The sequence below is a fragment of the Janthinobacterium sp. EB271-G4-7A genome (assembly GCF_020858075.1).
Classification (GTDB): Bacteria; Pseudomonadota; Gammaproteobacteria; order Burkholderiales; family Burkholderiaceae_D; genus Janthinobacterium; species Janthinobacterium lividum.
Genome location: NZ_JACYMI010000001.1, coordinates 2,203,093 through 2,221,070 on the forward strand (window position 1 = coordinate 2,203,093; position 17,978 = coordinate 2,221,070).

General features: G+C 64.5%; 18 protein-coding genes. 14 read left to right on the plus strand and 4 right to left on the minus strand.

Annotated features, from left to right (window positions below):
* From IGS58_RS09995 to IGS58_RS10010, 4 genes are all read right to left on the minus strand, one after another.
* Entirely contained in the window at positions 1-1,413 is a 1,413-nt protein-coding gene (locus IGS58_RS09995; protein ID WP_230521237.1) for a tetratricopeptide repeat protein, read from the minus strand.
* A complete protein-coding gene (locus IGS58_RS10000) occupies positions 1,410-3,374 on the minus strand; it encodes a type II secretion system protein GspD (RefSeq protein ID WP_230521238.1) in 1,965 nt (654 codons plus the stop codon). The genes IGS58_RS09995 and IGS58_RS10000 overlap by 4 nt, the downstream gene beginning before the upstream one ends.
* Before the next feature lie 106 nt (positions 3,375-3,480).
* Entirely contained in the window at positions 3,481-4,902 is a 1,422-nt protein-coding gene (locus IGS58_RS10005; RefSeq protein WP_230521239.1) for an ExeA family protein, read from the minus strand.
* Entirely contained in the window at positions 4,899-5,627 is a 729-nt protein-coding gene (locus IGS58_RS10010) for an ABC transporter ATP-binding protein (RefSeq protein WP_230521240.1), read from the minus strand. Before IGS58_RS10010 ends, IGS58_RS10005 begins: the two co-directional genes overlap by 4 nt.
* Before the next feature lie 207 nt (positions 5,628-5,834).
* Between IGS58_RS10010 and IGS58_RS10015 the strand changes: the two genes are divergently transcribed.
* From IGS58_RS10015 to IGS58_RS10085, 14 genes are all read left to right on the plus strand, one after another.
* Entirely contained in the window at positions 5,835-7,538 is a 1,704-nt protein-coding gene (locus IGS58_RS10015) for a GspE/PulE family protein (RefSeq protein WP_070256793.1), read from the plus strand.
* Between the two features lies 1 nt (position 7,539).
* Positions 7,540-8,775, plus strand: a complete 1,236-nt coding sequence (locus IGS58_RS10020; RefSeq protein ID WP_034781100.1) for a type II secretion system F family protein — start codon at positions 7,540-7,542, stop codon at positions 8,773-8,775.
* A complete protein-coding gene (locus IGS58_RS29045) occupies positions 8,775-9,281 on the plus strand; it encodes a type II secretion system protein (protein ID WP_268989824.1) in 507 nt (168 codons plus the stop codon). Before IGS58_RS10020 ends, IGS58_RS29045 begins: the two co-directional genes overlap by 1 nt.
* 80 nt (positions 9,282-9,361) lie before the next feature.
* Positions 9,362-9,835, plus strand: a complete 474-nt coding sequence (locus IGS58_RS29165) for a type II secretion system protein (protein WP_307778494.1) — start codon at positions 9,362-9,364, stop codon at positions 9,833-9,835.
* 114 nt (positions 9,836-9,949) lie between these two features.
* Complete coding sequence (locus IGS58_RS10040; protein WP_268989888.1) at positions 9,950-10,549, plus strand: type II secretion system protein; 600 nt, start codon at positions 9,950-9,952, stop codon at positions 10,547-10,549.
* Complete coding sequence (locus IGS58_RS10045) at positions 10,539-11,096, plus strand: type IV pilus modification PilV family protein (protein WP_230521242.1); 558 nt, start codon at positions 10,539-10,541, stop codon at positions 11,094-11,096. The genes IGS58_RS10040 and IGS58_RS10045 overlap by 11 nt, the downstream gene beginning before the upstream one ends.
* Positions 11,093-11,980, plus strand: coding sequence for a prepilin-type N-terminal cleavage/methylation domain-containing protein (locus IGS58_RS10050; protein ID WP_230521243.1), 888 nt, complete (start codon positions 11,093-11,095; stop codon positions 11,978-11,980). The genes IGS58_RS10045 and IGS58_RS10050 overlap by 4 nt, the downstream gene beginning before the upstream one ends.
* Positions 11,977-12,429 (plus strand): hypothetical protein, encoded by a 453-nt coding sequence (locus IGS58_RS10055; RefSeq protein WP_070256806.1) that lies wholly within the window; start codon positions 11,977-11,979, stop codon positions 12,427-12,429. Before IGS58_RS10050 ends, IGS58_RS10055 begins: the two co-directional genes overlap by 4 nt.
* 131 nt (positions 12,430-12,560) lie before the next feature.
* Entirely contained in the window at positions 12,561-13,520 is a 960-nt protein-coding gene (locus IGS58_RS10060) for an agglutinin biogenesis protein MshI (protein WP_230521244.1), read from the plus strand.
* Positions 13,517-14,179: a PilN domain-containing protein gene (locus IGS58_RS10065; RefSeq protein ID WP_230521245.1), complete on the plus strand. Its 663-nt coding sequence runs from the start codon at positions 13,517-13,519 to the stop codon at positions 14,177-14,179. The genes IGS58_RS10060 and IGS58_RS10065 overlap by 4 nt, the downstream gene beginning before the upstream one ends.
* Complete coding sequence (gspM, locus tag IGS58_RS10070) at positions 14,179-14,862, plus strand: type II secretion system protein GspM (RefSeq protein WP_230521246.1); 684 nt, start codon at positions 14,179-14,181, stop codon at positions 14,860-14,862. The genes IGS58_RS10065 and gspM overlap by 1 nt, the downstream gene beginning before the upstream one ends.
* Positions 14,847-15,236: an MSHA biogenesis protein MshK gene (locus IGS58_RS10075; protein ID WP_230521247.1), complete on the plus strand. Its 390-nt coding sequence runs from the start codon at positions 14,847-14,849 to the stop codon at positions 15,234-15,236. The genes gspM and IGS58_RS10075 overlap by 16 nt, the downstream gene beginning before the upstream one ends.
* 38 nt (positions 15,237-15,274) lie before the next feature.
* A complete protein-coding gene (gene mshL / locus IGS58_RS10080) occupies positions 15,275-17,062 on the plus strand; it encodes a pilus (MSHA type) biogenesis protein MshL (protein ID WP_070256881.1) in 1,788 nt (595 codons plus the stop codon).
* Complete coding sequence (locus IGS58_RS10085; RefSeq protein WP_230521248.1) at positions 17,063-17,968, plus strand: ExeA family protein; 906 nt, start codon at positions 17,063-17,065, stop codon at positions 17,966-17,968.
* Positions 17,969-17,978: the final 10 nt, after the last annotated feature.

Genomic DNA, 17,978 nt, shown 5'->3' on the forward strand with positions numbered 1-17,978 from the left:
TTATTCCTGACGGGGTGTGATGATGGCCGGCTCGGCCGCTGCCGCGGGGGACGCCAGTTCGCGCAAACGCGTTTGCACGACGGCCTGGTCGAAGGCGGCGGGCGTCGTTTGCGCCAGGGTCAGGGCGCGCTGGTAATACGTGGCGGCCAGCCGGGGCTGGTTCAGCCGGTCCAGGCCCACGGCCAGGTTGAACGCATAGTCGGGATTGCCGGGCGCGGCGCCGTAGGCGCGGAAAAATTGCTGTTGCGCTTCGTTCCAGCGGCGCTGCTTGGCGTACACATTGCCCAATGCAAACAGTACGGGGGCGCTGTCGGGGCTGCGCGCCAGGATGGCTTTCAATTTTGCCTCGCTGAGCGCCACGTCGCCCTGGCGCAGCCCGATCAGGCCGGCCAGCGCCTCGCCATCGTCGGGATTGATTTCCAGCAAACGCACGTACAGCGCCGCCGCCTGCGCGCCCTGGTGCTCGCGCAAGGCCACGGCAGCCAGGCCCAGCAGCGCGTCGCGGTTGGTGGCATCCTGCTGCAACACGGTTTCATATTGCTGACGAGCAGAACCCAGCTGGCCCCCGTTGAAGGCTTGGTAGGCTTGCTGCACGCCGGGGTTGATTTGCGGCGCGGCGACACTGCGCTGCACCTGGATCTGGCTATTGTCGGGCGCCGCCACGGGCGGCAGGCTGGGCGGTGCGGGCGGCGCCATCTGCGCCAGCTGCGCCGCCACGGCGGCCTGGGCCGCCGCCTGTATCATCGCCTGCTGCTCCGCAGCACCTGTTTGCTGGCGCGTGTCGCGCGGATAGTCGGGCGGCAGTGCGGCGGGCGTCATGGCGTCGGGCGGCGCGGCACCCGTTGCCGGCAGCACCAGCACGGGACCGGCAACGCCGGTTGTGCCCGGAGCGTCCGTCAGCGGCATGGGCACGCCGGGCAGGTTGGCGCCCGCGCCGGGGCTGGTGCTGGCGCGCCAGTACCAATATCCCATGGAACCTGCCACCACCAGCAATATCGCCAGCAGCACGGCCAGGCGCACGGTGGCCGGATCGACGCTGATGGGGCCCGTGGGGCCTTTCGGCGGCGGATTGCTGCGGCTGGCGCGTGGCCGCGCGGGCGGTTCCGGGCGCGCGCGTGGCGGCTCGGGAGGCGGGCCAGGCTGCGCGCCTTGCTGCGCAGCTGGCTGTGGATCTGGCTGGGCCGCATTCTGCGCCGGCTGCGGCGCGGGCGCGTCCGCCAGTGGTTCCAGGCGCAAGGTGCTTGGCGGCTGCACGGTCGCTGGCGCTGGCGCGGGACGGGGCGGCAGGGCGTCGGCCGGCGCCAGTTCCAGTACCTGGTCGTAGGCTTCGGACGGCTTTTCCAGTTCCTCGTCGGAAAGGCTGTTCTGTTTGGCGCGCTCGGCCTTCTTGAGCGCCTGCATCAGCAAACTCATGGGAAGTCTCCCTGCAGGCGCGCCTGCGGCCGGACGGCTGGCGCCGGCGGGCCATCCGTGTATGGCTGGCTGTTGAGCGGCGCCTGGCCGGGCAGCAGGTAGCGGTAGTCGCGGTAATCGCCCTCGACGCTGGCATCCTTGACCACGACGGGGCGCATGAAGATCACCAGCTCCGTCTTGCTGCTTGCCTCATTGCGGTAGGTAAACAGATTGCCCACGATTGGCAGGCTGGACAGGCCAGGCACGCCATCCTTGGCGTTGTCGACGGAATCCTGCATCAGGCCGCCCATCACGGCGATCTGGCCATTGCCCACTTTCATGATCGATTCCAGCTCGCGCGCCTGGATCACGGGCACGCGGCTGATCACGCTGGCGAGGGCCGGATTCGGGTCTTGCACATAGCCCACGATGCGCGTGATGGTGGGACGCACGTTCAGGGTGACTTCATCGCTGTCGGAAATCTGCGGCGTGACGCTCATGACGAAGCCGACGGGCACCGTTTCCAGTTTCGACTCATAGGTGGCCGGCGTGGTGATGGTGCCTGTCGAGCTGATCACGGCAGGCGTCACCTTGATGGTAAAGAAGACATTGTTGTCGACCACTTTCAGCATGGCCGTTTGATTGTTCAGCACGCTGATCTTCGGACTGGACAGCACTTTCACCTTGCCAAACGATTCGAGCAGCTGGATGGTGGTGGAAAAACTGTCTTTCAGATAATTGAGCAGGAAAATGCCGGGCGTGGCGTTCGGCGTGACGCCGCTGGACAGGGCCGCCGTGCCCACTTGTCCCTGACGCAGCTGCAGGCTGCCCGTCAGGCGCGCCCAGTTGATGCCTTGCTGGTATTCATTGCTCAGGCGCACTTCAATGATGGTTGCCTCGATCAGCACTTGCCGCTTGGCGCTGTGTAACACGGCGTCGAGGAATTCCGCGATCTTTTCATGCTGGCGCCCCGTGGCCCGCACGGCGATCAAGCCGCCTTCCACATTCACGACGACGGACGAGGGGCTGCCCTTGTTGGCCAGTTTTAACAGCGGCATGCCGTTCGCGTCAAGCGGCTGGCCAGGCGTGGCGTTCTGACTGGTCCCCTGCTGGCCCGGCGCAGATTGACCTCCATTCGGATTGCCATTCTGGTTGCCATACTGCATCGGCGGCTGGGCGCCGTACTGGCCAGTCGCACCGGCGGCAGGGACGTTGCCGGCCTGGTTCTGCTGCTGTCCTTGCTGCCCTTGCTGGCCGGGCATGGTCGTCAATTGCTGGTTCAGCTGGGCCAGCGGGTCCACCTGCACGTCGTTGAGCGTGGTTTCGCGCAGCAGGTCGCGGATATTCTTTTCCAGGCTGTACCAGAAATTATTTTCCGAACGATTCACGACCAGGGTAGTCGAATTGTTACTGCCGCTGCCGCCACTGCCCTGCGTGTTGCCAACGGGGTTGCTGGCATTGTTCGACCCGCCGCCTGCCGTGGAAATTTGCGTGGCGATATTCACGCTGCTGTTGGTGCTGCGCGCCATGTTGACGTAATCGACCTTGTAATTGCGCCATACGGGCGCGTCGGGCAACACCGTCAGGTTCTTGCCATCGATTTCGTAGCGCATGTCGACTTGCTTGCCGATGCGCGCCAGCAGTTGCGGCAGGGTTTGGTCCAGCGCATTCAGGGTGACGCTGCCTTCGATCTGCGGGTGGATATCGATATTCATGCCCGCGTCGCGCGCCAGGGCAAACAGCAGCGATTGCACGGGCACCTTGTGCACGGTGACGCTGTAGGTTTCCATTTTGGGCGCCGGCAGGGGCGCGGCCAGTGCGCTGCTTTGCTGCACAGGTTCGGGAATGACGCCGGCCGGGAGGGGCGCGGCATTGATGTGGGCAGGCGACAGCGGCGTTTGATGCGTGGCGCAGCCGGACAGCATGGTGCTGCAGGCGAGGGCGACCCAGGAGGCCAGCACAGGAATAGGGTGTTGATTCATGAAAAGTTCGCCCTTGAAGTCGTGTTGTGCTTTTGTAATTTTACCCAGCATGATCGCCTAAAAGCAATCGCTGTGCGTGCCCGGGAGGCAATATACCGAAATAAAGTCAGGGGGCGCCACGCCTTGTTTGTGGCGGCGCTGGGGCTTTCATTTCCGTGCGGATACTATCTATGTCGCTCAGCAATATTTTCTGCGGCGCCGTGGGCGCCAGCCTGGCCCACACGGCTTCGGCGCTGGCCCGGTCGGCGAAGCTGCCATAGACGATGACCAGGCGCGCGGCGGCGCTTGAGGGGGCTGCGTCAGACAGGCGAAACACGTGGAGGTCGTGCAGGCCGATGGCTTGCTGCGCCTGCTGCAGGAAGCTTTCCGCCGCGGCCTTTTCGGTGGCGGGCAGGCTGGCAATTTGCAGCACCAGTTGCTGCGGCCTTTGCTTTGCCAGCCAGTCGCGCGATTCGGCCAGCTTGCTGTCGAGCAGCGTGGGCTGCAATGGCGGCGGCGTGCGCGCAACGGTTGCCTGGAGCGCGCTTGCGGCTGCGTCGGCGGGCGCGGCGCGGCGCATCTGGGCCTGGTTGCTCGTCAGCCATTGCCACAGCAGAGCAAAGGCCAGCAACAGCATCAGTGCGCTCAAGACGCCCGCCAGCAGCTTGCCCGCATGCCAGGGCGGACGGTGGAAGGGGCTGTCGGCAATAGCCAGGCGCACGTGGCGCGCGCTGATGTCCTGCGCATCGTCCGCAAACGCGGCCAGCAAGGACTTGTCGGCCAGGATATTGACCCTGCGCACGATGCCCTGCGCGGCGCGCGCCAGCTGGCGCAGCGCGGCTGCCGTGAAGAGCAGCGGCGCCGTGCGGCCGGCGGCGGCCAGACGGCATGCCAGGTAGTCGTCCAGCAAGGACTTCGGCAGGCGCGGCACGGTGAAACTGTGGGTGATGCGTTCCTTCAATTGGCGGTACTGGGGCAAGTCCAGCGTCTGCTGCAATTCCGGCTGGCCAAACAGGACGATCTGCAGCAGCTTGTGGCTGGCCGTTTCCAAATTCGTCAGCAGGCGCAGCGCTTCCAGGGTGGCGCCCGGCATGGCTTGCGCTTCCTCTGCCAGCAGCACCACCTGGCGTCCCGCCGCATGCCGGGCGATCAGCTCGCCGTGCAGGGCGTGCAGCACGGCATCGGCGCGGCATCCGTCCAGCGCCAGGCCCAGTTCGGCGGCGATGGCGTGCAGGACGTCATCCGGTTCCAGACGGGGATTGAGCAAATACAGCACGTCGACCTGGGGCGGCAGGCGTTCGGCCAGCATGCGGCACAGCATGGTCTTGCCGCTGCCCACTTCGCCCGTCAGCTTGATGATGCCTTCGCCTTGCGTGACGGCATACAGCAGCGCATCGAGCAGTTCGCCCCGGGTATTGCCCGCATAAAAGAAGGCCGGGTCCGGCGTGATGCCGAACGGCGCCGTGCGCAAGCCGAAATGGCGCAGATACATGCCGTGCGGGGAGGGGGCGTAAGGCCGTCCGGGCGGCGCGGAGAGCGGGGCGTTCATGCCGCGATGCAATTGAGGAAAGCCTGTTCCAGGCTGGCGTCGGTCGCGCCGCCATGGCGCGCGCGGCATTCGGCTGGCGTGCCCGTAAATACGATGCGGCCCGCATGCAGGATGGCCATGCGGTCGCACAATTCTTCCACGTCGGCCAGCGCATGCGAGGTGAGCAGCGCGCCGCGGCCCTGCGCGCGCGCTTGCCGCAGCACTTGCTTGAACTGTGCGCGCGCCTTCGGATCGAGTCCGCTCATCGGTTCGTCCAGCACCAGTTGCGGCTTGCCCGACAGCAAGCAGGCGGCCAGCCCCAGTTTCTGCATCATGCCTTTCGAATAGTCGCGCGCGGGGCGCAGCAAGGCGTCCGGCGCCAGGTCCAGCGCGTCCAGGGCTTGCTGCTCGGCGTGCGCATCGGGGCGCACATGGTGCAGGCGCGCCAGGTAGCGCAGGAAGTCGCCACCCGTCAGGTAATACGGCGCCTGGAAACGTTCCGGCAGAAAACACAGGGGCTGGCGCGCCGCGCCGTGGCGGTTCGCCTGGCCGAAAATGGCGATCTCGCCCCGCTCCGGCATGCAAAAGTCGAGCAGGCATTTCAGCAGGGAAGTCTTGCCCGCGCCATTCACGCCGACCAGGCCGAACAGTTCCCCCGCGCGCACCTGCAGATCGACGCCGCGCAGCACGGCGCTGCCCGCCAGCTGCAGATGCACGTTGTGGAACTCGATGGCGCAGGCGTTCATAGGGGTAATAGTCGGCAGCAAGACGGGGAATGACCCCCATTATTGCCATGGGCGCAGGTGGGCGGCAAGTGTTTCCTTGCAGAGTGTTGAAATGCGCAAAAATCAAACGATGGAATATATTTTCTTTAAGAAACAACAGGTTCTGGAATAAAATACTCCCGCGCGCCGCTGGCGTGCAGCGTCTGAAGAATTTGTCGAGGAGCAAGCATGGCAAGGCCAGAGAAAGTCCGGCTCGGTGAAATTTTGGTGCAGCAGAAATTGCTGACGGAAGAACAGTTGGGCCAAGCCTTGACGGAACAGAAGCGTTCGGGACGCAAGCTGGGCCGCGTTTTTGTCGAGCACGGCTTCGTCACGGAAGAGCAGATTTCTGGCGCGCTGGCGCGCCAGCTCGACATTCCCTACATCAATCTGAAGTTTTTCAACATCAATCCCGAACTGGTGCGGCTGCTGCCGGAAACCCAGGCGCGGCGCTTCCGCGCGCTGGTGCTGGAAGACCGCCGCGAAGGCTTGCTGGTCGGCATGTCCGATCCGACCGACCTGTTTGCGTACGATGAAATCTCGCGCCTGGTCAAACGCCATATCGAGCTCGCTGTCGTCAATGAAACGGAAGTGCTGGCCGCCATCGACCGCATCTATCGCCGTACGGAAGATATCTCCACCCTGACGCGCGAGCTGGAGCAGGACCTGGGCGACGTTTCCGTCGACTTCGGCGCGCTGGCCGCCAATCCGGGCCTGGAAGAGGCGCCCATCGTCAAGCTGCTGCAATCCGTGTTCGAGGATGCCACGCAGGTGCGCGCCTCGGACATCCACATCGAGCCGCAGGAAGGCCGGCTGCAGATCCGCTTCCGCATCGACGGCGTGCTGCACCTGCAGACGGAAGCGGACAGCAAGATCGCCAGTTCGCTGGCGCTGCGCCTGAAACTGATGTCGGACCTCGACATTTCCGAGAAACGCCTGCCGCAGGATGGCCGCTTCGCCATCCGCGTGAAAAACCAGCGCATCGACGTGCGTATTTCCACCATGCCGACGCAGTACGGCGAATCGGTGGTGATGCGCTTGCTGAACCAGGGCGGCACGACCTTGCGCCTGGACGCCATCGGCATGCCGCCTGCGCTGGTGGCACAGTTCCGCGCCATCGTCAGCCGTCCGAACGGCCTCGTGCTGGTGACGGGGCCGACCGGCAGCGGCAAGACGACGACTTTGTACTGCGCCTTGTCCGAGCTCAACTCCGTGGAAAAAAAGCTCATCACGGTGGAAGACCCGGTCGAGTACCGCTTGCCCGGCATTAACCAGGTGCAAGTCAACGAGAAGATCGAGCTGAACTTTGCCAGGGTGCTGCGCTCGGCCTTGCGGCAGGATCCCGACATCGTGCTCGTCGGCGAGATGCGCGACCAGGAGACGGCGCAAATCGGCCTGCGCGCCGCCATGACGGGCCACTTGGTGCTGTCGACCCTGCATACGAACGACGCCATCAGCACGCCGCTGCGCCTGATGGACATGGGCGTGCCGCGCTACATGGTGGGCAGCTCGCTGCAGGCCGTGCTGGCGCAGCGCCTGGTGCGCGTGATCTGCGAAAGCTGCAGTACGCCGTACGCGCCCACGCCGAACGAATACGAATGGTTGCGCCTGGAACTGGGCGAGCTGGTCGAGCGCAACCAGTATTTCCACGGCAAGGGCTGCTCGCATTGCAATGGCATGGGTTACCGGGGCCGCACGGGCGTGTACGAATTGCTGGAAATCACGCGCGCCGTGGCCGACGCTGCCAACCATGCCGATCCTTCCCACTTCATGAAGGTGGCGACGGCGCAGATGGCGGGCGAAACCCTGCGCCGCCACGCCGTGCAGCTGGTGGTGCAAGGCCGTACGACGGTGATGGAAGCGATGCGCATCAGCAACCAGAGCGAGGATTGAGGTGCCGTTTTTCTCCTACAAGGCGCGCAGCGCCAGTGGCGAACTGCTGACCGGCGTGATGGAAGGCGCCGACAGCGGCGCCGTGGCCGACCAGTTGATGGCGGGCGGCAGCACGCCCGTCGACATCAGCGCCACCAGGCAGACGGTGACGAAGGCCGGTGCCAACCAGCTGGGCTGGTGGGCCAGGCTGACCGAGAAAAAAGTCACGCCCATGGATGTGCAGCTGTTCAGCCGCCAGCTGTACACCCTGCTCAAGGCGGGAGTGCCCATCATGCGCGGCCTGGCCGGCTTGCAGGAGTCCGCCATCAGTCCCGCGTTCGGGCGCATCATCAAGGATGTGCGCGAGTCGCTCGACGCGGGCCGCGAACTGTCGGCCGCCATGGCGCGCCATCCCGCCATCTTCACGCCGTTTTATCTGTCGATGGTGCGCGTGGGTGAAATGACGGGGCGCCTCGACGAAGTATTCCTGCGCCTGTTCGACCACCTGGAATTCGACCGCGACATGCGCGCGCGCGTGAAAACGGCGACGCGCTACCCGACCTTCGTCGTCTTCGCCATGCTCGCTGCCATGGTGGTGGTGAATATCTTCGTCATTCCCCAGTTCGAAAAGGTGTTCGCCAGTTTCCATGCGGAACTGCCTTTGATGACGCGCATCCTGATCGGCACCTCGCGCTTTACGGTGACGTACTGGCCCATCTTGCTGATGCTGGGCGTGGGCGGCTTTTTCGGCTGGCGCGCCTGGCTGCGCACGAAAGAGGGTCTCTATAAATGGGACCGCGCCAAGCTGCGCCTGCCGATCGCCGGCAAGATCATCCTGAAGGGCACGATGGCCCGCTTCGCGCGCAGTTTTGCCCTGTCGAGCACCAGCGGCGTGCCTATCGTGCAGGCCCTGACGGTGGTATCGCAAACGGTCGACAACACGTATCTGAGCGCGCGCGTGGAGCAGATGCGCGACGGCGTCGAGCGGGGCGAAAGCATCCTGCGCACCTCGGTGGCGGCCGGCGTGTTTACGCCCGTGGTGCTGCAGATGATCGCCGTGGGCGAGGAATCCGGTTCGCTGGACGACCTGATGGACGAGATCGCCGACATGTACGAGCGCGAGGTCGATTACGAGCTGAAGACCCTGTCGGCGCAGATCGAGCCGATCTTGATCGTCTTCCTCGGCGCCATGGTGCTGGTGCTGGCGCTGGGCATCTTCCTGCCGATCTGGGACCTGGGCCGGGCGGCCCTGCACTGATGAGAAAACCGCTCCGCCAGCGCGGTTTCACCCTGTTCGAGTTGGCGGTGGTGGCGGGCGTGTTTGCCATCCTGATGGCGGTATTCTTGAACCGGGTCGGCTATTACCAGCAACAGGCGCAGCAGGTGGCCGTGGCGCAGATGCTCGGCGTCTTGCGCACCAGTTTGCGGGTGCAGGTGCTGCACTTGTACTTGGCGGACCGGCGCGACAGGATGCCGGCGCTGGCGCGGCAAAACCCGTTCGACTGGCTGGCCGACAAGCCGGCCAACTACCTGGGTGAGTTCGCGCAGGCGGACCTTGAAAAATTGCCGGCAGGGAATTGGTTATACGACAAAAAAGAACAAAAAATCATCTATTTGTTTAGTAAAGGCAATATTTTTCCCACTACAGGGGTTGATGCAGTGAAATTTAAGGTAACCTTGCCGGGTGCAGACGCCGATCTTGACAAGCTCGCCCAGGAGCCCGATATCGTGGTGTGGAAAGCGCCGGAATCGGCAGCAAACTGACGCGCTTCCTGGTCCGGTGCAGCGACAGTTTCATGGCGTTGGTTTTGAAGTTTTTTTATTTGATTTTGGAGAAAGCAAGAATGAACAAGTCTTTACGTAGTATGAAAAGCGGCGCCCAGGCAGGTTTTACCCTGATCGAATTGATCGTCGTCATCGTGATCCTCGGCATCCTGGCCGCCACGGCGATTCCTAAATTCATCGACATGTCGACCGATGCACGCGTGGCCAAGATGCAGGCGGCTGCTGGCGCGATCAAGGCAGGTTCAGCCCTGTACCATGCGCAATGGCTGGTCAAGGGTTCCGTCGATACGCCGAAAGTGCAGATGGAAGGCACCGACATTGACGGCGCGTTCGGCTATCCTGCGGCAACGGCGGCCGGTATCGGCGCGGCCGCTGGCATTACGACTGACGACTACACGGTGGCCACCACGGCGGGCTATGTTGTTACGCCAGACGCCACGCGCACGGGTTGCTCGGTGACTTACGCCGCGCCGACCGCTGCCGGCGGCGCACCGACCATCTCGATCGCCGCAAGCGCCACGTCGTGTAAGTAAACTCAGGCAAGTTATTGAGTATCGACAGGAAAGCCCGGCCACGCCCGGCTTTCCTTGCGCACCACCAGCCCAACCCCAGGCGCCAGCCCGTTGGGCTTTTTTACGGGTCATCCATTGCAGCAGCCACCGACAAACTTTCCGCATCCGCATCGCCAAGCAGGGCCGCCACGCTCCCTGCGGCGTACGGCTGCGCGCGGCTTCACCTTGATCGAGCTGGTGGCCGTGCTGGTGCTGGCGGGCTTGCTGGCGACGTTTGCCGTCAACCGGTTTTTCCAGCGCGACACTTTTGACGCGCGCAGTTTTGCCGACCAGGTGACGAATATCGTGCGCTACGGGCAAAAGCTGGCGGTGGCGCAAAACCGTGCCGTATTTGTGCACATCGATGCCAACAGCGTGGCGCTGTGCTTCGATGCCGGTTGCAGCGATGAGCAGAAGGTGGTGCCGCCCACGGGCAGGAACAGCGGCAGCAAGGAGACGCAGCAGTATTGCCTGGGGAGCAACTGGCTGTGCGAAGGCCGTCCGTCCGGCGTTACCCTGTCCACCGATGTGACAGGCGAGCCCAGCTTTTATTTCGATGCGCTGGGCCAGCCATATGCGCAGGGCGATGTGTTCCCGGCGCCATCGGCTTTCCCGACGCGGCTGAAAATCAGCATCCGGGGCGAGGGCACGCCGCGCGTCGTCACGGTCGAGGGGGAGACGGGCTATGTCCATTAGCCAGCGGCGCCGGCGTGGACGCGGCGTGACCCTGATCGAACTGGTGCTGTTCATCGTCATCGTCGGTCTGGCCTCGGCCGCCATCCTCGGCGTGATGAGCCTGACGACAAAGCACAGCGCCGACCCGCAGCTGCGCAAGCAGGCGCTGGCGATTGCCGAAGGCATGCTGGAAGAAATCCAGCTGGCGCGTTTCACGTATTGCGATCCGCAAGACCCTGCCGCGCAAACGGCCACCAGCCCGGCCGGCTGCGCCATCCCGGAAGTGGCCGGACAAGAGGCGGGCGGCGTGACGCGGCCTTTCGACAACGTCAACGATTACGTGAGCGCGTATGGCACGGCCACGAATTACAAGACGGATGCGCAGGGCGCCGTCTGGGCTGCAGGTTCCCCTCAGGAATACGTTGCCTCTGTGGTGATCACCCAGGCAGCCCTGAACGGCTTGCCCGCCACGGAAGGTCTGCGTATCCAGGTGACGGTGCCGTATGCCGACCAGCAGATCGTGCTCGACGGCTATCGCGTGCGCTATGCGCCGAACAGTATCCCATGACAAAATTTCTTAACGCCAGGCGCCGTCCGCGCGGCTTTACTCTCGTCGAGATGGTCATCGTGATCGTCATCACGGGCATCATCGGCACCATGGTCGCCGTCTTCATCCGCGTGCCCGTGCAGGGCTATATGGATGTCGCGGCGCGCGCGGCATTGGCCGACACGGCCGATACGGCGGCGCGCCGCCTGACGCGCGATGTGCGCCTGGCCCTGCCCAACAGCGTGCGCGTCTCGAACAACGGCCTGTTCCTGGAATTGCTGCTGACCAAGACGGGCGGACGCTACCTGAGCGACAGCGACCCGTCGGGACTGGGCAGTGTGCTGAGCTTCGAGACGCCTCCCGCCCCCGGCGTTCCGGGCAGCTTTAGCGTCGTCGGCGCCATGCCCGCGAATGCGCTGGGCGCGCGCCAGGCGATCAGCGTGGGCGACCAGATCGTCGTCTACAACCTGGGGGGAGCTTACACGCCGAACGACGCCTATTCCTGCAGCGCGGCGACCGGCTGCAACCGCGCGGCAGTGACGGGCGTGGCCGGCAATGTCGTCACGCTTGGCAGCTATCCTTTCGCGACGGCGCCGGCGCCGCTGCCGTCGCCGTCGAACCGTTTCCAGGTGGTGTCGACGCCCGTGACCTATGCGTGCGATCTGGCGACCGGCACCTTGACCCGCTACGCGGGCTATGCCATCCAGGCCACCCAGCCGGTTGCTGCGGACTTGAAGGATGGCGCACTGCTGGCGCGCCAGGTAACGGGGTGCGCCTTCAGCTACACCGTGCTGGCCAATGTGCAGCGGGGCCTGGTGAATATCAGCCTGAGCCTGGGCGCGGCGAACAGCAATACGGGCGTGCTGCGCCTGGTGCAACAGGTGCAGGCGAGGAATACGCCATGACGCATTTGCTGCGCCACCGCGCGCGCCGCATGCGCGGTTTCAGCCTCGTCACGGCCATTTTCCTGCTGGTGGTGCTGGCCGCGCTGGCGGCCGTGATGGTGAATATCTCCACCTTCCAGCAGACGGAGTCGGCCATGGACGTGCAGGGCGTGCGCGCCGAACAGGCCGCCCGCGCCGGTCTCGAATGGGGTTTGCAGAAACAGATCAGCGCGGGCCTGACCACTGGCGCGGCATGTCTCGGCGCCACCACGTTCAGCTTGCCGGCTGGCACGACGCTGTCGGCGTTCAGCGTCACCGTGCAATGCAGCACGGCCACGGGGCCCGGCACCTTGACCAGCTGGACCATCACGGCCACGGCTTGCAACCAGCCAGGAGCCGCCGGCTGTCCGAATGCGGGCAATAACGCCGATTATGTCCAGCGCCGCCTGCAAGCCGTGTTGTCGCAGTAAGGTCAACTAGGTGAAAAAAAGATCGCTAATTTATTGTTTTTACACAATAAAGTTGGCTTCATGAATTAAAATTGGCTGGATGCATTATCTGCGCGACAAGATCGGGCAGGCACTTACACTGGATAGTTCGCATGGGTTTATTCGCAAGAGCAAAGAAGTACGATGGCTGGCTGGCCACGGCGTTTGGCCGCGAAGGCGTCAGCGCTGTCGTTGTCGAACGTCCCGCCGGCGGCATGCCGCGCGTGCGGGGCGCCAGTTACCAGGCGGCCGCGCGGCCTGCGCCGGCCGAGGTGCTGGAAAAACTGGGCAAGGAGCTGCAGGCAGCAGCGCGCCACTGCACCAGCGTGCTGGCTGGCGGCGATTACCAGCTGCTGTCGCTGGAAGCGCCGGCCGTGCCGCGCGAGGAGCTGAAGACGGCCGTGGGCTGGCGTTTGAAGGACATGCTGGACTTTCCCCTGGCCGAGGCCACCATCGACGTGTTCGACATCCCCGGCGACCCGAACGGCACCCAGCGGGGCAGCAGCGTGTTTGCCGTCGCCGCGCGCAACAGCGCCGTGTCGCGCCGCCAGGCGCTATACGCGGAATGCAAGATCGGCCTGTCCGTGATCGATATCCCCGAGATGGCGCAGCGTAATATCGCCACCTTGCTGGAAACGCCGGGACGCGGCATCGCCGTGCTGTCTTTCGATGGCGACGGCGGCTTGCTGACCATGAGTTTCAATGGCGAACTGTACCAGGCGCGCCGCATCGACGTGACTGTGACGCAATTGCAATCGCCCGACGCCAGCCAGTACTACGACCGCGTCACCCTGGAACTGCAGCGCTCCTTCGACCACTTCGACCGCCAGTTCCATTTCATTTCGCTGTCCCGATTGATGCTGATGACGGGCGCGGCCGACGGCTTGCACGCATACCTGGCCGACAATCTCTACATGCCCGTCGAGCAGCTGGACCTGGCCACGGTGCTGGACTTGTCGCAGGCCCCCGAGCTGCGCGACCCTGCCATGCAGGCGCGCTACTTCCTGGCCATCGGCGCAGGCTTGCGCGAGGTTGGCTTGCACCCGGGCAAGCACGAAGGGAAGGGCGCATGAGCCAGCAGATCAATCTGTTCAATCCCCAGTTTGAACTGAAAAAACACCATATGTCGGCGCGCACGGCCAGCCTGGGCCTGGGCGGCCTGGCGCTGGCGCTGCTGGCCGTGGGCGTGCTGGCCCAGCAAGCTTTGACCAGCCTGGAACAGCGCGAAGCGGGCGTCAAGGCGGCGCTGGCGCAAGGCGAGGCGAAGCGCGACCAGATTCTGCGCGATTATCCTCCACGCAAGAAAGACCCGGCCCTGGCGCAGGAACTGGCGGCCGTCGAAGCGCAGCGCCAGTTGCTGCAGGATGCGTCAAACGTGCTGGAAAGCGGCAAGCTGGGCAATACCCGCGGCTATGCCGGCTATTTCCGCGCGCTGGCGCAGGCCAGGGTCGAGGGCGTATGGCTGACGGGCGTGGATATCGCCGGCGCCGGCAATGATTTCGGCTTGCAGGGCCGCGCCTTGCATGCGTCGCTGCTGCCCGCCTACATCACGCGTCTGGGCCAGCAGGAGGTACTGAAAGGCAAGACCTTCGCCAGCCTCGACATCGGCCAGCCCGAGCAGCCGGCCGTGGCCGAGGGCAAGACGCCTGGCCTGCCTTATATCGCGTTCAGCCTGCAATCTGCGGATCGTGCCGCCACGCCGGCAAAACCTGTTGCTGGAGGAACACGCTGATGCTGCCCTTGCTGAAGAAATGGGCCACCGCCTTTGACGCCCTCAGCCTGCGCGAGCGGTTGATGGTGTTTGGCGCCGCTGCGGCCGCCGTCCTGTTCGTGTTTTATTTCATGAGCTTCAATCCCCTGTTGGCGAAACGCGCCGCACTGGAAGCGAGCATTGCGCAAAAACAAAGCCTGTTGACCGCGACGAACAAGGAAATCGAGCTGACCATGCTCGCCCACGCCACCGATCCCGACCAGGAAGCGCGCACGCGCCTGCTGGCTTTGCAGGCGGAAACGGCGTCGCTGACGCAGGCGCTGCGCGAGCAGCAGCATGGCCTGGTGGCGCCCGAGCGCATGGTCACCTTGCTCGAGCACTTGCTGCGCCGGCATGCCGGATTGCGCGTGGTGTCGCTGAAAACCTTGCCCTCCAGCGCCGTGGGCGTGCGCCAGGCCGATGCCGCGAACGGCGATGCCGCTGCCAAGGCACCGAGCCCGGCACCCTTGCTGCACCAGCATGGCGTGGAAGTGGTGCTGCAAGGCAGCTATGCCGACATGGTGCAATACATGCAGGCGCTGCAAGCGATGCCGACGCGCGTCTTCTGGGGCGCCGCCCACCTCGACTCCGCCAGTTACCCGGGCGCCACCCTGACCCTGACCTTACATACCCTCAGCATGGACGATACATGGATCGCACTTTGACCTTCGGTCCCGCGCTGCTGGCGCCTTTCCTGGTACTGAGCCTGGCATGGCCGGGCGCGCAGGCACAGGCGCTGGACGACCCCACGCGCCCGCCGGCGGCCCTGTGGGCGCCGGCCAGTGCCGCGCCCGTCGTCGCGGCCCGGCCGCAGCTGCAATCGGTGCTCATCTCCACCCAGCCGGGCGGACGCCGCCTGGCCGTCATCGATGGCCAGACAGTCAAGGTCGGCGGCAAGGTGGGCGATGCCGTGGTGACGGAAATCCACGACACGGCCGTCGTGTTGCGGCGTGGCAAATCACTGGAAACCTTCAAGCTGTATCCGAGCAGCAAGACCGACAATAAGACCGATCGCAAGACCGACCGCAAGCAGGAGTAGAAGAAGTGGCCAAGCAACTCAATCAACACAAGGCGAGCATGTTCAAGATCAGTACGATGGCGGCTGTCATCAGCGTCAGCCTGGGCCTGGGCGGCTGCAATGTCGCGCCCGTCAAGCGCGACACCTATAATGCGATCACCGATGCCGTCAAGGGCGCGGCGGCCACCACGGCGCCAACGGCCCAGCCGGAGGCCGTGGAAGCGGCGCTGCTGCCGCCCGTGGCGGCCCTGGCCCAGCAATTGCCGAAGGCCCGCGCGGCGCTCGACGAGCGCTTCAACGTGGCGTTCAACAATGTGCCGGCACGCCAGTTCTTCACCTCCATCGTGGCCGGCACGCGCTACAACATGCTGGTCCATCCCGACATCGGCGGCACGATTTCCGCCAATCTGAAGGACGTGACCCTGTTCCAGGCGCTCGACGCCGTGCGCGAACTGTATGGCTACGATTACAAGGTCGAGGGCACGCAGATCTACATCAAGCCCCTGACCATGCAGACGCGTTTGTTCCACGTCAATTACCTGACGGGCGCGCGCCGCGGCAGTTCCAACCTGCGCGTCTCGTCGACGTCGGTGGGTTCGGTCGGTTCGACCAATTCCGGCGGCTCGGGCAACAGCGGAAATGGCGGCAATAACAATCAGGGCAACAACAACGAGCAGAACCAGCAAACGAATGGCGGCCAGGGCGGCCGTACCCTGGACAGCAGCAACCTGACGACTTCGTCCACGGCGGATTTCTGGCCGGAATTGAAGGCGGCGCTGGAAGCCATCGTCGGCAGCGCCGAAGGCGGGCGGCAAGTGGTGCTTAGCCCGCAGTCGGGCGTGATCGTCATCCGCGCCATGCCGGAAGAGTTGCGCAATGTCGACATGTATTTGAAGGCCACGCAGCTGTCCGTCGACCGCCAGGTGATCCTGGAAGCGAAAATCCTCGAAGTCGAACTCAACGACAACACGCAGACGGGCATCAACTGGGCCTCGTTTGCCTCGATCAAGAGCGGCCACACGAACCGCATCTCGACGGGTTTCATCCAGCCGGGCGGCACCCTGGCGCCGCTGCCGTTCAATGGCGGCCAGCCGCCCAACATGACGAATGGCAGCGGATTGACGGCCAGCAGCGGCTTTGGTCTCAGTTCGGCGGCGAATTCGGCCGGTTCCATGTTTGGCCTGGCTTTCCAGACGGCCAATTTCGCGGCCATGATTTCCTTCCTGGAATCGCAAGGCTCCGTGCACGTGCTGTCGAGCCCGCGCATCGCCACCATGAATAACCAGAAGGCCGTGCTGAAGATCGGCACGGACGAGTTTTACGTGACGGGCGTGTCGACCACCACGAATACGACGGCCAGCGGTGCGACGACCAGCCCCAATGTGACCTTGCAACCGTTCTTTTCCGGCGTGGTGCTGGACGTGACGCCGCAGATCGATGCGGATGGCAACATCATCCTGCACGTGCACCCGTCCGTCAGCCAGGTGTCGACCATCAGCAAGGAAATCGACCTGGGCAGCGCCGGTTCGCTGAAACTGCCGCTGGCCGCATCGAGCACATCCGAGATGGACAGCATGGTGCGCAGCCAGGATGGCCGCATCGTCGCCATCGGCGGCCTGATGCGCCAGGCCACCACGGCGGACCGCTCGCAAGTGCCGGGCGCGGGCGATATTCCCGTGCTGGGCGCGCTGTTCCGCAACACGGGACAGGTGATCCAGAAGCGCGAACTGGTGGTGCTGATCAAGCCGACCATCGTCGATGGCGCCAATAGCTGGAACGAAGACTTGCTCGATTCGGGCAAGCGCATCGAGGCGCTCGACCCGCGCCGTCCGTCGGAGCGGCGCTAAATGTACCAGGCCCATTTCGGCTTGCGCGAGGCGCCGTTCGGCCTCACGCCCGATACCAGTTTCTTTTTCAACGGCCCGCAGTCGCAAAAGGCGCTCAACACCTTGCTGGTGGCGGCGCGCAACGGCGAGGGCTTCATCAAGATCACTGGCGAAGTGGGGACTGGTAAAACCTTTTTGTGTCGCAAGTTCATGCAATCGCTGGGGCCGGACTTTGTCACGGCCTACATCCCGAATCCGAACTTGCCGCCCCGTTCGCTGATCCTGGCGCTGGCCGACGACCTCGATGTATTGCTGGAGAAAGATGCTGATCAGCATCAACTACTCAAGTCGCTCAACTTGCGTTTGCTCAACCTGGCGGCGCAGGGCAAGCGCGTGCTGCTGTGCCTGGACGAAGCGCAGGCGATTCCCATCGACAGCCTGGAAGCGCTGCGCCTGCTGACGAATCTGGAAACGGAAAAGCGCAAGCTGCTGCAGATCGTGCTGTTCGGCCAGCCGGAACTGGACGTCAAGCTGGCCCTGCCGGAAATCCGCCAGCTGGCGCAGCGCATCACCTTTCACTACCACCTGGGTCCGCTGTCGCGCGACGATGTGGATTTCTATGTGGCGCACCGCCTGCGCGTGGCCGGCTTCGATGGTGCGCGCCTGTTCAGCCGTGGCGGCGTGGGCAAGCTGTACCAGGCGTCCGGCGGCATCCCGCGCCTGATCAACATCATGGCGCACAAGGCGCTGATGGTGGCGTATGGCGAAGGGCGGCAACAGGTGAGCGGCCGCCACGTGGCGCTGGCCGCCAGCGATACCCTGGCCAGCAAGCCGCGCCGCCTTTGGCGGAAGCCGTGGCCATGGCTGGCCGGCGCCGGCGTGCTGGCCGCCGCCTGCGGCGTGAGCTGGACTTTATTGAACCGATGACGAAGATGAG